General features: G+C 50.3%; 17 protein-coding genes. 6 read left to right on the top strand and 11 right to left on the bottom strand.

Annotated elements, in window-relative coordinates; translation table 11 throughout:
• Position 1: 1 nt before the first annotated feature.
• From rplW to rplC, 3 genes are read right to left on the bottom strand one after another with little or no spacing between them, the layout of a single operon-like run.
• The gene (gene rplW / locus LVJ85_RS01840; protein ID WP_197697455.1) at positions 2-316 is read right to left on the bottom strand and encodes a 50S ribosomal protein L23; all 315 of its coding nucleotides are present in this window, start codon (positions 314-316) and stop codon (positions 2-4) included.
• Positions 313-933: a 50S ribosomal protein L4 gene (gene rplD / locus LVJ85_RS01835; protein ID WP_244740983.1), complete on the bottom strand. Its 621-nt coding sequence runs from the start codon at positions 931-933 to the stop codon at positions 313-315. The genes rplW and rplD overlap by 4 nt, the downstream gene beginning before the upstream one ends.
• Positions 933-1,577, bottom strand: coding sequence for a 50S ribosomal protein L3 (rplC, locus tag LVJ85_RS01830; RefSeq protein WP_115135179.1), 645 nt, complete (start codon positions 1,575-1,577; stop codon positions 933-935). The genes rplD and rplC overlap by 1 nt, the downstream gene beginning before the upstream one ends.
• Before the next feature lie 439 nt (positions 1,578-2,016).
• On the opposite strand from rplC, the gene LVJ85_RS01825 reads away from it, so the two are divergent.
• Both LVJ85_RS01825 and LVJ85_RS01820 read left to right on the top strand, forming a co-directional pair.
• Complete coding sequence (locus tag LVJ85_RS01825) at positions 2,017-3,402, top strand: GntP family permease (protein WP_244740981.1); 1,386 nt, start codon at positions 2,017-2,019, stop codon at positions 3,400-3,402.
• Positions 3,403-3,420: 18 nt separating this feature from the next.
• Entirely contained in the window at positions 3,421-3,942 is a 522-nt protein-coding gene (locus LVJ85_RS01820; RefSeq protein ID WP_244740978.1) for a gluconokinase, read from the top strand.
• A 53-nt stretch (positions 3,943-3,995) separates the two neighbouring features.
• Here LVJ85_RS01820 and LVJ85_RS01815 read toward each other — a convergent pair whose 3' ends face one another.
• From LVJ85_RS01815 to LVJ85_RS01780, 8 genes are all read right to left on the bottom strand, one after another.
• Entirely contained in the window at positions 3,996-4,646 is a 651-nt protein-coding gene (locus LVJ85_RS01815) for a site-2 protease family protein (protein WP_244740976.1), read from the bottom strand.
• Positions 4,647-4,683: 37 nt separating this feature from the next.
• Positions 4,684-5,298, bottom strand: a complete 615-nt coding sequence (locus tag LVJ85_RS01810; RefSeq protein WP_244740972.1) for a Type 1 glutamine amidotransferase-like domain-containing protein — start codon at positions 5,296-5,298, stop codon at positions 4,684-4,686.
• Between the two features lie 39 nt (positions 5,299-5,337).
• Positions 5,338-5,958, bottom strand: a complete 621-nt coding sequence (locus tag LVJ85_RS01805) for an L-threonylcarbamoyladenylate synthase (RefSeq protein WP_004285494.1) — start codon at positions 5,956-5,958, stop codon at positions 5,338-5,340.
• Positions 5,959-6,153: 195 nt separating this feature from the next.
• Complete coding sequence (locus LVJ85_RS01800; protein WP_244740970.1) at positions 6,154-6,525, bottom strand: adhesin; 372 nt, start codon at positions 6,523-6,525, stop codon at positions 6,154-6,156.
• A 276-nt stretch (positions 6,526-6,801) separates the two neighbouring features.
• Positions 6,802-7,638, bottom strand: coding sequence for a PHP domain-containing protein (locus LVJ85_RS01795; protein ID WP_244740968.1), 837 nt, complete (start codon positions 7,636-7,638; stop codon positions 6,802-6,804).
• 57 nt (positions 7,639-7,695) lie between these two features.
• On the bottom strand, positions 7,696-7,911 hold the full coding sequence (locus LVJ85_RS01790; RefSeq protein ID WP_244740966.1) for a transposase: 216 nt from the start codon (positions 7,909-7,911) through the stop codon (positions 7,696-7,698).
• A gap of 2 nt (positions 7,912-7,913) precedes the next feature.
• Positions 7,914-8,210: a transposase gene (locus LVJ85_RS01785; RefSeq protein WP_244740962.1), complete on the bottom strand. Its 297-nt coding sequence runs from the start codon at positions 8,208-8,210 to the stop codon at positions 7,914-7,916.
• A 252-nt stretch (positions 8,211-8,462) separates the two neighbouring features.
• Entirely contained in the window at positions 8,463-9,992 is a 1,530-nt protein-coding gene (locus LVJ85_RS01780) for a catalase (RefSeq protein ID WP_244740960.1), read from the bottom strand.
• Between the two features lie 294 nt (positions 9,993-10,286).
• Here LVJ85_RS01780 and LVJ85_RS01775 point away from each other — a divergent pair, with 294 nt between their 5' ends.
• From LVJ85_RS01775 to LVJ85_RS01760, 4 genes are all read left to right on the top strand, one after another.
• The gene (locus LVJ85_RS01775; RefSeq protein ID WP_244740958.1) at positions 10,287-10,520 is read left to right on the top strand and encodes an RNA-binding S4 domain-containing protein; all 234 of its coding nucleotides are present in this window, start codon (positions 10,287-10,289) and stop codon (positions 10,518-10,520) included.
• Entirely contained in the window at positions 10,504-10,695 is a 192-nt protein-coding gene (locus tag LVJ85_RS01770; RefSeq protein WP_085363496.1) for a hypothetical protein, read from the top strand. The genes LVJ85_RS01775 and LVJ85_RS01770 overlap by 17 nt, the downstream gene beginning before the upstream one ends.
• A gap of 200 nt (positions 10,696-10,895) precedes the next feature.
• The gene (locus LVJ85_RS01765; protein ID WP_244740955.1) at positions 10,896-11,459 is read left to right on the top strand and encodes a hypothetical protein; all 564 of its coding nucleotides are present in this window, start codon (positions 10,896-10,898) and stop codon (positions 11,457-11,459) included.
• Between the two features lie 275 nt (positions 11,460-11,734).
• Positions 11,735-12,511, top strand: coding sequence for an exodeoxyribonuclease III (locus LVJ85_RS01760; protein WP_244740953.1), 777 nt, complete (start codon positions 11,735-11,737; stop codon positions 12,509-12,511).
• Positions 12,512-12,517 lie beyond the last annotated feature (6 nt).

Raw genomic sequence — 12,517 nt, 5'->3', positions numbered from 1 at the left:
CTTATTCCTTATCTGCAGCTGCAGCAGCGGCTTCCAAATCTAATTCCTGCCCGGCAGCCAAGCTTACATAAGCTTTTTTAACATCACTGCGGCGACCGATGGTACGACCGAAGCGTTTGGTTTTACCTTTAGTGGTAACAGTAGTCACAGAAGCAACTTCTACACCAAACAAAAACTCCACAGCAGCCTTAATTTCCTGTTTAGTTGCATTAGGCAATACTTTGAAAGTCATCTGATTGCGTTTTTCTGCCAACAGGTTACTTTTCTCAGAAACAACAGGAGCCAAAATCACTTGTGTTAAACGTTGTTGATTCATACCCATTGCTCCTCTAACTGCGCTACTGCTTCTTTAGTGATGACTACTTTTTTGTAACGCAGCAAGCTATACGGATCAATTTGCTGAGCTTCCAAAACCAGCACATTAGGCAGGTTGCGCGAAGCCAAATAAACATTTTCATCCAACTGCTTAGTTACAAACAAAACTTGCTCCAGACCCAAGCTTTTCACTTGCTCAGCAAATTCTTTGGTCTTAGGCGTTTGTGCGTTAAGCGTCTCAATAACAAACAAACGTTCGTCACGAACCAACTGAGACAAAATGGTTGCCATGCCGGCACGGTACATTTTGCGGTTTACTTTTTGAGTAAAGTTCTCATCCGGTTTGTTAGGGAACGCGCGGCCACCTTTTCTCCACAGCGGAGAAGAAGTCATACCTGAACGGGCACGGCCTGTACCTTTTTGACGCCATGGTTTTTTGGTTGAGTGGTTAACTTCTGCACGTGTTTTTTGAGCACGGTTGCCTGAACGGGCATTAGCCAAAAATGCAGTAACCAACTGATGAACCAAAGGTTCATTGTATTCACGAGCAAACAATGCATCAGAAGCAGCCAAGCTGCCCGACACTTGCCCTTTAGCATCAATTACTTTTAATTCCATTACGCACCTACTTTCACGCTAGGACGCACCACAACATCACTGTTTACCGCACCGGGAACAGCACCCTTAACCAGCAGCAGCTGACGCTCAACATCTACACGCACCACTTCCAAGTTTTGAACAGTAGATTTGGTGTTACCATATTGACCGGCCATGCGTTTACCAGGGAATACGCGACCGGGATCTTGAGCCATACCGATAGAACCGGGAACGCGGTGTGAACGCGAGTTACCATGAGAAGTACGTTGCGCACCAAAATTGTGGCGTTTGATCGTACCAGAAAAACCTTTACCTTTTGAGGTACCGGTTACATCTACCAGCTGACCAGCTTCAAACATATCAACAGCGATTTGATCGCCGGCTTTCAGCTCGCCCAGCTTTTCTTCAGTTAAAGCAAATTCAATCAAACCGCGACCTGCCTCAACACCTGCTTTTGCAAAGTGACCGGCTTCGGCTTTATTGATGCGATTTGCTTTTTTCTGACCAAAGGTAACCTGTACTGCTGTATAGCCGTCGGTATCTTTGGATTTCACTTGAGTGACGCGGTTAGCAGACATATCCAACACGGTTACCGGAACAGAAGCACCCTGTTCGTTAAACACGCGGGTCATACCCACTTTGCGCCCAACCAGACCTAAAGTCATGATTATTTTCCTTTTTTAAATTAAAGGGGCCAATTACGATTGATTGGCCTTGCACAAAATACAAACTTGGCAAATGCCAAGCTCTGCACTATACCATAGTTTTTTCAAAAAACTCAAGAAAATCTTTATTTAAGTGCAACTACTTAAGCTGCCAAAAAGGAAACAATATATTTACATATCAACCGAACTTATCCACCTGTTTTTTCTCTTACCACTATGGCATCGCTACTGCATAATGAATGATGAACACAGACCTAAAGCGTTTGCATTAACGATCAGCTTCATGAAATTTTTCATTATGGCTTTTCAGACGGCCTCAAACCTTCTGACGGAGGATATGCAGCCTTTTAAATAAATACTATTCAAAATTGCCTTCAAATCAATATTTACATCCCAATATTTAACAATTTAACGCTTCAATGACAAAAGGATTCAAACAATGGAAAACTGGACCCAAACTTTAGGCACGGGCGAGTTGCTCGGCATTGCGGCAGGGGCGATTCTGCTGATTTTGGTGCTTATCATCAAATTCCGCGTACACGCCCTGCTGACCTTGATGATCGTCAGCCTGCTTACCGCAATCGCCACCGGCCTGCCGATGGGCAATATTGTGGGCGACGTACTGGTGAAAAGCTTCGGCGGCACGCTCGGCAATGTAGCCTTGCTGGTGGGTTTGGGCGCGATGCTCGGCCGTTTGGTGGAAACGTCGGGCGGGGCGCAATCGCTGGCCGATGCTTTGGTGCGGGCGTTCGGCGAGAAACGCGCGCCTTTCGCCTTAGGCGTGGCTTCGCTGATTTTCGGTTTTCCGATTTTCTTTGATGCCGGTTTGGTGGTGATGCTGCCGATTGTGTTTGCCACCGCCCGCCGCATGAAAGCACCGGTTCTGCCCTACGGCTTGGCTTCCATCGGCGCGTTTTCGGTGATGCACGTGTTTCTGCCGCCGCATCCGGGCCCGATTGCCGCATCCGAATTTTACGGTGCCAGCATCGGCCACGTGCTGCTGCTCGGTTTGCCGCTGGCTTTCATCACTTGGTATTTCAGCGGCTATCTGCTGGGTCAGTTTCTCGGCCGCCGCATTCATGTGCCGGTGCCGGACTTGCTCAGCGGCGGCAAACAGGATGGCGACGAACCCAAAACGCCCGCCCGAGCCGGCACGGTTATCGGCATTATGCTGATTCCGATGTTGCTGATTTTCCTCAACACCGGCTTGGCCACGTTGATTGCCGAAAAAATGGTCGACGGCAACGCCGAATGGGTGAAAACCCTGCGTATGATCGGTTCGACACCGGTTGCACTGCTGATTTCGGTATTGGTTGCGATGTTCGTGCTGGGGCGTAAGCGCGGCGAAAAAGCGTCGGCACTCGAAAAAACCATCGACGGCGCACTCGGCCCCGTTTGCTCGGTGATTCTGATTACCGGTGCGGGCGGCATGTTCGGCGGCGTGCTGCGTGCTTCCGGCATCGGTCAGGCTTTGGCCGACAGCATGGGGCAACTGGGTATTCCCGTATTGCTGGGCTGCTTCTTGGTGGCATTGGCTCTGCGTATCGCGCAAGGTTCGGCAACCGTGGCTTTAACCACCGCCGCCGCGCTGATGGCTCCCGCCGTTGCCGCCGCCGGCTTCAGCGACTGGCAGCTTGCCGCAATCGTATTGGCTACTGCCGCCGGTTCGGTGGGCGTGAGCCACTTCAACGATTCCGGCTTCTGGCTGGTGGGCCGCCTGCTGGATATGGATGTGCCCACCACGCTGAAAACGTGGACGGTCAACCAAACCCTGATTGCCATTATCGGCTTTGCTTTGTCGGCTTTGGCATTCAGCGTGTTGTAACGATAAAGGAGCGTCGAAATGAACAAACCGACCGTGCATTTCGTGGTAATGGGCGTGAGCGGCTGCGGCAAAACCACCGCGGCGGTTGCCCTGCAACAACATTACCGATGCTCTTATGCCGAGGGCGACGATTTCCATTCGCAAGCCAACCGCGACAAAATGGGGTCGGGCATTCCGCTTACCGATGAAGACCGCTATCCGTGGCTGCGCAATCTGCGCGATTGGATGAGTGAACAGGCGCGCAACGGCGAAACCGTCAGCGTGGTAACGTGTTCGGCCTTGAAACGCCAATATCGCGATATTCTGCGCGAAGCCGAAGGCAAAGTGGTGTTCCTCCACCTCGCCCCGCCGCACGATGTGAACTTGGAACGGATGATGGCGCGCAAAGGCCACTATATGAAAGCGGATATGCTGGCTTCGCAGCTTGAAATTTTGGAAGACCTGCAAGCCGATGAAAACGGCGTGCGTATCTGCAATGCCGGCAACGCGGAAGATGTTCAGGCCGAAATCATGGCTTGGATTGAAGCGCAGCACTTCTGATCAAACAAAGGCCGTCTGAAACTTTTCAGACGGCCTTCTTCATCATTCCACATCTAAACAAACACACCCACCACAGAGCCGACCAACGCCATAATGCCGAAAACGAACGGCGTCATGATTTTCCCCAGCAGCCCCGTCATCAACAAAATCAAAATAATCCAAGTGCCGTAAGGTTCGATTTTACGAAACTGCATCGAAGCGCGCGCAGGCAGGAAACTATCCACAAAACGGCCGCCGTCCAAAGGCAGAATCGGAATCATGTTCAGCACAAACAACACCGCATTAATCATCACGCCGTATTTCGACATCTCCGACAAGGGGTATTGAAACGATTCCGGCACATAAGCCGCCAAAGCAAAGCCCAAGCCCCAGCCGAATGCCATCACCAAATTCGACAGCGGCCCGGCAATCGCCACCATCCGCAGCCCCATGCGCATATTGCGGAAATTGCGCGGCACAATCGGCACGGGTTTTGCCCAACCAAACAAAAAAGGCGTAAACATAAACATCAGCAGCGGCACCAGAATCGTTCCGACCGGATCAATATGCGCAACCGGGTTCAGCGTCAACCGCCCCAACTGCTCGGCCGTGCGGTCGCCCCAGTAACGCGCCGCATAGCCGTGCGCCGCCTCATGCACGGTAATCGCCAGCAGCACCGGCAGCAATGCCAGTAAAAATACGCCTAAATCAAAATTTTGAAACATGCTTTTCCTTTTTCAGTGTGTGGGCCGTCTGAAATTTTCAGACGGCCTGAATGTTCATTTCAGGCTCGCTGCCTTGTATCAATAATGCTTGGGAATTGGTGAGCGGGCGCAACGGCAAATGCGTATATTTTTCCTTGATGGTTCGCGTGATTTCCGCAAAAGGCACTTCCCCATCGTGCGGCAACGGGCAAACATTCAATATGCCCAAACCGCGTTGCGTGTCGTATTCGGCTTGGGTAACTTCGTCCATTTCATGCACATAAGACAAATCGCCTGCCAAAATCATGCTGCCCGCCGATTCGCCGATATAAGGTTTGCCGGCAGCAATCAAATCCGCCAACACCGTATCCGCCTGCTTCGCGCGAAGCTGTGCCAACAGATAAAAAGTGTTGCCGCCGCTGACATAAATGTAGTCGTTATCACGCAATTTGCGCGCAATATTTTCCGCATCCAACGCAGCCACATCCACTTCATCTATTTTCACACCCCAAGCCTGCCAAACTTGGCGGGCTTCTTCCACATAAAAATCGACGGTTTCCACATCGGCTGCCGTTGAAATAAAGCTGACTGTTTTTCCCTGCATCGGTTCGTTGAGAAACGGCGGCAGCAGGGAAAAGGTTTGTGCAAAATAAGAGCTTAGAAACAATTTCATCGTCGGCTTTTCTCAATAATGGATTTTCAGACGGCCTCGTTACAATCCAAACAAAGCCACATCGCCCTTGCCTTCGCGGATCAACTCCACACCGTCGGTCATGTCAATCACAGTAGTCGGTTCCATACCACACCAGCCGCCGTCGATGACCAAATCTACGGAATGCTCCAAACGGTCGCGGATTTCGTACGGATCGGTCAGCGGCTCTTCATCTTCCGGCAGCATCAACGTACAGCTCAACAGCGGTTCGCCCAATTCGGCCAGCAAAGCCAAAGCGATTTTATTGTCGGGCACGCGCAGGCCGATGGTTTTGCGTTTGGGGTGCAAAGTGCGGTTCGGCACTTCTTTGGTGGCCTGCAAAATAAACGTGTAGCTGCCCGGCGTGGCGGCTTTCAGCTGGCGGAACTGGCTGTTGTCCACTTTGGCGTAAGTGCCCAGTTCGCTCAAATCGGCGCACATCAAAGTCAGATGATGCTTTAAATCAATTTGGCGGATGCGCAAAATGCGTTCCATCGCATCTTTATCGCCCAAATGGCAGCCGAGCGCATAGCAGGAATCGGTGGGGTAAGCCACCACACCGCCTTTTCTGATGATTTCCACCGCCTGCTTGATTAGGCGCTCCTGCGGATTATCGGGATGGATGGCGAAAAACTGTGCCATATTGATTGTGTTCCTCACGTGATTTCAAATATAACGAAAGCCGGCAAAAGCACGGCATCATGCTTTCCGTGGCAGTTATTTGGATGATTTTGATTTATCACGGCAAGCCTTCAAAGGAAGGATTATAACAAGCAAGAAGGCTGCCTGATACATCAGACAGCCTTCAATAATACAAAACAGTTTCGACGCGGATTCTTAACGGCGCGGTCTGCAACCTTTGAAAACAATTTCCTGACCGGGAGAAGTAATCATGATCGATTTAGCACGGTGGTTAGAACGGGTCATATAATCGGTACTCAATTTAAAATTGTCTTCATCACCGAAAATAGTGTCCACTCTGTCCGAACGGTTCAAATTAATCGGCATGTAACGTCTTTTACCATTTACATAAGCCGAAGCATATACGGGCAGGTTTTGCTTGTTGAAGCCGTAAGTTACTTTAACTTTTTTACCTTGCTGGCAAGAGTAGCTTACTGAAGATTTTTTTACCGCCTGACCGGCATCCGCATGAGCAACACCGGCAACCAATGTAGCAGCCACCAATAAAGCAGTAGATAAGATTTTCATATATATTTTCTTTCATCAAGTTGAGGTATGAAGCACACGCTTCCGCACAACAAAGCAGTCAACGCATGCACGAAGCGGATTATAGGGGTGTTCGTTTTTAGGAAAAGACAACCTAATGTAATATTAAGGTAATATTAGGTAAGAATGAAAATAAGATATTGATATGTATAGATATATTTAAAAATCCGAATCAATTTCAGCCGGTTTTTATGTTGCATACAGCCATCATAACAACCGTTTTATCTCTAAAAGCCTTACAAAAACACCGCAAAACGGCTACACCGGTTTGAATTGCAACCACACCGGCTTACAGATTTCCGGCAACTCGGGGCATGCACCCAATATCCCGCCGCTGAAATCGTTTGGTCGGTGGAAATCGCTGCCCGCACTCGCCAGCAAGCCGTAGCGTTGCGCCAGCAACGCATAATTCAAACGGTCGTTTTTATCGCAATTGCCGCTGTGCACTTCAATGCCCTGCCCGCCCAACGCTTTAAATTCCTCAAACAAGTTGCGCTTGGCCGTGGCCGAAAAACCATAGCGCATCGGGTGGGCAATCACCGCGACACCGCCTGCGCCGTTAATCATGTTCACACAATCCGCCAACTCCGCCCACTCATGCGGCACGGAGGCAGGTTTGCCGTCGCCCAGATACTTGGTAAACGCCTGCTGCTTGTTGCGTACATGGCCTTCGTTAATCAGAAATTCGGCAATATGCGTGCGGCTGACCATTTCGGGATTCGCCGCCAAAGCCAACGCACCTTCATACGCGCCGCTTATGCCCTTCTTTTCAAGCTTCGCAGCAATCGCCTCCAAGCGTTTCAGACGGCCTTTGCGCACTTCCGCCAGCAGTTTTTGCAGTGGTTCGTTGTGTTCATCGAAATCCAGCCCGACGATATGTATCGTGCGTTTGCGCCATGTAACGGAAACTTCCACACCATTAATAAAACGCATGCCGAACTTTTCCGCTTCGACACGTGCTTCGGCCAGCCCGCCGGTGTGATCGTGGTCGGTCAACGCCAACATCGTGCAGCCGTTGGCATGCGCCAAACGCGCAACTTCGGCGGGGCTTAACAGGCCGTCTGAAATATTAGAATGGCAATGGAGGTCTATCATTGTGTGAAGTCAGCAGGATGAACATTGCCGCGCATCTTAGCATAGATGTTTGCGGAATCAATTTTCGCGATATAGCGTATCCAAATGCCATTGCAGCGGATTATTAGCGATGTATTCCGCAATACGGAAATAATCAGCCTCATTGCGGATTACATGATCATGAAAACCACGCTGCCAAAGCTTGCCTTCAAACGCAGGCCACCCGCTTTCTTTTACTCCTCGTATATAACGGTTGGTACTGACTATTTTCAACCATTGCACAACGTTAGACAAATTCACTCCGCCGCAGCAGACAAATTCACTCCGCCGCAGCGGTTTACCCAAATAAAATGAACATGGTTAGGCATCACCACATATCGATCTAAATACCCGCCTTCAAAATGCCCGTTCAATTCACACAAAACATCCTGCACCATTTCGCCCGCACTGTTCAGCAGCATCACACCATTTTCCACCCTGCCGAAAACATTATGGCGGCCATGAATGCACAGCGTTACAAAATAGCCGCCTACCGCAGCATAATCATAATCAGGCAAGCGCATTCTGCGTCTGGTAGGCAAAAGTTCTGCCATTTACAAATCCCCTTTTGATTGATGAAATGTTTAAAAAAGATTGATAAACACGCCAGCCCTTACTGAAGCATCAATATACGCCCCATCCCTGAAGATTCCCGATTGCTCTCACATATTTCCGTGAACCGCACACGGGCGGATATGTAATCCGCTCCTACGGGATTGCTATTGCAAAACCAAAGGCCGTCTGAACATTTCAGACGGCCTTTCCAATCAACCTTAACTCAATAAGGTTTCAAACTATGCAACGGCTTATGCTTTGTAGTCGCTGAAGTCGAGCAAACCGGGTTGGCCCATGGCCGGGTCGGTTTTGTAGGCAGCCATCGCGTCGGCCACAGTCATGCCCAGAGCTTTGGCAACGCCTTCGCCGTAAGCCGGGTCGCAAGCGTAGCAGTTGCGGATGTGGCGGTATTTGATGAAGTCCAGCGCATCGCCCATGCCGGCGGCGGTGTTTTTGAACAAGGTTTCTTTTTGTTCGCAGCTCATCAGGTTGAACAGCGCGCGCGGTTGGCTGAAGTAGTCTGCATCGTCTTCGCGGTAGTTCCAATGTGCCGCATCACCGTTGATTTTCAAAGGCGGTTCGGCGTATTGGGCTTGCTCTTGCCATTGACCGAAGCTGTTCGGCTCGTAGTGCAGGGTGCTGCCGTAGTTGCCGTCAACGCGGCCGTAACCGTCGCGGGCGTTGCTGTGTACGGGGCAGCGCGGTGCGTTTACCGGAATTTGGTTGTGGTTTACGCCCAAGCGGTAGCGTTGTGCATCGGCATAGTTGAACAAGCGGGCTTGCAGCATGCGGTCGGGCGATACGCTGATGCCGGGAACCAAGTTGCTCGGTGCGAAGGCAGACTGCTCGACATCGGCGAAGAAGTTTTCAGGGTTGCGGTTCAACTCGAACTCGCCCACTTCGATCAGCGGATAGTCTTTTTTCGGCCATACTTTGGTCAGGTCAAACGGATGGTAAGGCACTTTTTCGGCATCGGCTTCGGGCATGATTTGTACGTACATAGTCCATTTCGGGAAATCGCCTTTCTCGATAGACTCATAGAGGTCGCGCTGATGGCTTTCGCGGTCGTCGGCAATAATGGCGGCGGCTTCTTCGTTGCTCAGGTTTTTAATGCCTTGTTGGGTGCGGAAGTGGAATTTCACCCAAAAACGCTCGCCCGCTTCGTTCCAGAAGCTGTAAGTGTGCGAACCGAAACCGTGCATGTGGCGGTAAGTTGCGGGGATGCCGCGGTCGCTCATCACGATGGTCACTTGGTGGAAGGCTTCGGGCAGCAGCGTCCAGAAATCCCAGTTGTTGGTGGCAGAACGCATATTGGTGCGCGGGTCGCGTTTTACCGCTTTGTTCAAATCGGGGAATTTACGCGGGTCGCGCAGGAAGAATACCGGCGTGTTGTTACCCACCATATCCCAGTTGCCTTCTTCGGTGTAGAACTTCAAGGCGAAACCGCGGATGTCGCGCTCGGCATCGGCCGCGCCGCGCTCACCGGCTACGGTAGTGAAGCGGGCAAACATTTCGGTTTTTTTGCCGACTTTGCTGAAAATGGCCGCGCGGGTGTATTTTGTGATGTCGTTGGTTACGGTGAACGTACCGAACGCGCCGGAACCTTTGGCGTGCATACGGCGCTCAGGAATCACTTCGCGCACGAAGTTCGCCAGTTTTTCGTTCAGCCACAAATCTTGAGCCAACAAGGGGCCGCGCGGGCCGGCGGTGAGGCTGTTTTGGTTGTCGACAACGGGCGCGCCGTTGTTCATGGTTAAATGGGTTACGGGACATTTGGACATGGTTTGTGCTCCTTAAGTAATGTCGGTAGTGATTGAAAAATGATGTGCGTGTGTTTGTTAGCGTAAAACAGCAAATTTAGGATCAGGCTCATAGTGCGGCAACCTGCTCTTCACGTTTGCTTTAATCTATGGAGCGCACTATACATTAAGATTTTCACTATTAAAACTATGATTCCGATTTATTTTAGTTATTTTATATTGGAAAATAAATTTCAATAGCTTATTTTTAAATGATTTAGAACATCTTGTTTTAGCGTAAAATACGCATTCTGTTCCCACCATAACACAAAAACCATGCAAGCAACTGTTTATTTGGAAGATAACGAATACATCGCCTTGTGCGACCTCTTGAAACTCGCCGGCCTTACCGACAGCGGCGGGCAGGCGAAAATGGCTATTGCCGCAGGCGAAGTATTGCGCAACGGCGCCACCGAAACCCGCAAAACGGCCAAAATCCGCGGCGGCGACATCATCGAATTCAACGGCGCCATTCTCGAAGTGGTAGACGGCTATGACCCAGAAGCTTAAACCGGAAGACCTGCTCCCCGAGCCGGTGCGCCCCGAATCATGGGAATGCTGCGGCAGCGATTGTGGCGATGCCTGCATCCAAACCATTTATTGGAATGAAAAAGCCAAGTACGACGAGCAGCAGAAAATCTGGCGCGAGCAGCAAGCCGCCGAAGAAAACGACCCACAAGAATAAAGTTTTATCTTACAAACCCCGGGTTCCTACTTTGGAAGGTCATCATGAATCGGTTATTGAAGAGCATCCCTGTTTTATGTTTGGCACTATCGGCTGCGGCGAAAGCTGACGTATGTTTCCTTTCATCCGCCATTACTTATCCTTATTTTGTTGATTTAAAAGAAGATAAAAATTATTCCTGGCGTTTAACGAAAAATGATGTGAGCACGGAAGCAAGCCGTAAAAAGTATCAAGTCGAATATGCCGATAAAGTCTATTTCTTCGGCAGGTATATTTCAGGAAAAGAGGCCGCTGCGGGCAGCCGCGTTTACGGCGGCGATTATCTCTATCTTGATTTACCGAAAGGCGCCCGTTCGGTATACGGCAAAAAACTGATCATCGCCCAAAGCGATGTAGCATCCGATCAAGCTGCGCGGGAGCATTTCCAACGCGACATCATACCGCTCAACGGCAGAGCCTCAACCATACAGGGCAAATTGGTTTACGACAGCCCGAACGTACACCGAAAGTTTTTACATAACTGCTCGCGCGAACCCGATGCGGAAATCCGCCGCAAACGCTGGTTTATCAAGCCGGTGCATCAGCCTTTTTATACCGTTTTACCGAAAAGCGGTAAGGGCGAGGTGCATAAACAGCTGATGTTGCCCGACAGCCCTCATTGGAAAAAAGGGCAAACGGTAACGCTCACAGGCAAAGCGGCAGCACACGAAATAGAAAACGACTATTTTTACATCAACGAAATTTTATTTACGCCGGAGCGTTAGCCGGCAAGCTTTCATGCTCACCAATATTCAACAATCGGTTTGACAGCATGATGTTTGTGCACAATTCAAACAAAAGCCGATACTGTCTCAACACTTTAAGGCCGTCTGAAAAACTTTTAGCGAAACCCGCAAGCCCGTTTTCAGACGGCCTTACTACTGCATCTTCATTGAAATATTACCGATTGTAGGTAAATCAACCCAACCTATCCCAAAGGCCGAAACTGTAAAAAATAATTCAGGTACAATGCGCCTTTTCTTTATCATACTGAAACATTATGTTGAAAATCATCTCCGCCAATGTGAACGGCATCCGTTCCGCTTATAAAAAGGGCTTCCACGAATACATCGCCGCGTCGGGCGCCGACATCGTTTGCGTGCAGGAATTGAAAGCGCAAGAACCGGATTTGTCGGACGATATGAAAAATCCGCACGGCATGTATGGCGTATGGCATTGCGCCGAAAAACGCGGTTACAGCGGCGTGGCGATATACAGCAAGCAACGCCCGGATAATGTGCAAATCGGCATGGGCATTGAAGAATTCGACAGCGAGGGCCGTTTCGTGCGTGCCGATTTCGGCAAGTTGAGCGTGATTTCGCTTTATCTGCCCAGCGGCACCAGCGCGCCGGAGCGGCAGGAATTGAAATACCGCTTTTTGGATGCGTTTTATCCCATGTTGGCCGAGATGAAAGCGGAAGGCCGCGATATCGTGGTGTGCGGCGATTGGAACATCGCCCATCAAAACATCGACTTGAAAAACTGGAAAGGCAATCAGAAAAATTCGGGCTTTCTGCCGGAAGAACGCGCGTGGATAGGCAAAGTGATTGCCGACTTGGGCTGGGTGGACATGTGGCGCAAACTGTATCCCGAAGTGCCCGGCTACACTTGGTGGAGCAACCGCGGGCAGGCGTATGCGAAGGATGTGGGGTGGCGTATCGACTACCACATGGTTACGCCCGAGCTGGCGGCCAAAGCGGTGGAAGCGCATGTGTATAAAGAAGAAAAATTTTCCGACCATGCGCCTTTGGTTGTCGCATACGATTATTCGGTCTGACAAAAA

This window comes from Neisseria sp. Dent CA1/247 (genome assembly GCF_022870825.1).
Lineage (GTDB): Bacteria > Pseudomonadota > Gammaproteobacteria > Burkholderiales > Neisseriaceae > Neisseria > Neisseria zoodegmatis.
Note: the sequence above shows the minus strand (reverse complement) of the source record. Positions and strands in the feature narration are given on the sequence as shown.

Bases quoted from the DNA above. Each gene is read 5' to 3' on its own strand.
- rplC (WP_115135179.1), bottom strand. From the start codon at position 1,577: ATGACTTTAGGTCTGGTTGGGCGCAAAGTGGGTATGACCCGCGTGTTT.
- LVJ85_RS01785 (WP_244740962.1), bottom strand. From the start codon at position 8,210: ATGGCAGAACTTTTGCCTACCAGACGCAGAATGCGCTTGCCTGATTAT.
- LVJ85_RS01775 (WP_244740958.1), top strand. From the start codon at position 10,287: ATGCAAGCAACTGTTTATTTGGAAGATAACGAATACATCGCCTTGTGC.
- LVJ85_RS01795 (WP_244740968.1), bottom strand. From the start codon at position 7,638: ATGATAGACCTCCATTGCCATTCTAATATTTCAGACGGCCTGTTAAGC.
- LVJ85_RS01760 (WP_244740953.1), top strand. From the start codon at position 11,735: ATGTTGAAAATCATCTCCGCCAATGTGAACGGCATCCGTTCCGCTTAT.
- LVJ85_RS01820 (WP_244740978.1), top strand. From the start codon at position 3,421: ATGAACAAACCGACCGTGCATTTCGTGGTAATGGGCGTGAGCGGCTGC.
- LVJ85_RS01770 (WP_085363496.1), top strand. From the start codon at position 10,504: ATGACCCAGAAGCTTAAACCGGAAGACCTGCTCCCCGAGCCGGTGCGC.
- rplD (WP_244740983.1), bottom strand. From the start codon at position 933: ATGGAATTAAAAGTAATTGATGCTAAAGGGCAAGTGTCGGGCAGCTTG.
- LVJ85_RS01780 (WP_244740960.1), bottom strand. From the start codon at position 9,992: ATGTCCAAATGTCCCGTAACCCATTTAACCATGAACAACGGCGCGCCC.
- LVJ85_RS01815 (WP_244740976.1), bottom strand. From the start codon at position 4,646: ATGTTTCAAAATTTTGATTTAGGCGTATTTTTACTGGCATTGCTGCCG.
- LVJ85_RS01825 (WP_244740981.1), top strand. From the start codon at position 2,017: ATGGAAAACTGGACCCAAACTTTAGGCACGGGCGAGTTGCTCGGCATT.
- LVJ85_RS01810 (WP_244740972.1), bottom strand. From the start codon at position 5,298: ATGAAATTGTTTCTAAGCTCTTATTTTGCACAAACCTTTTCCCTGCTG.
- LVJ85_RS01800 (WP_244740970.1), bottom strand. From the start codon at position 6,525: ATGAAAATCTTATCTACTGCTTTATTGGTGGCTGCTACATTGGTTGCC.
- rplW (WP_197697455.1), bottom strand. From the start codon at position 316: ATGAATCAACAACGTTTAACACAAGTGATTTTGGCTCCTGTTGTTTCT.
- LVJ85_RS01805 (WP_004285494.1), bottom strand. From the start codon at position 5,958: ATGGCACAGTTTTTCGCCATCCATCCCGATAATCCGCAGGAGCGCCTA.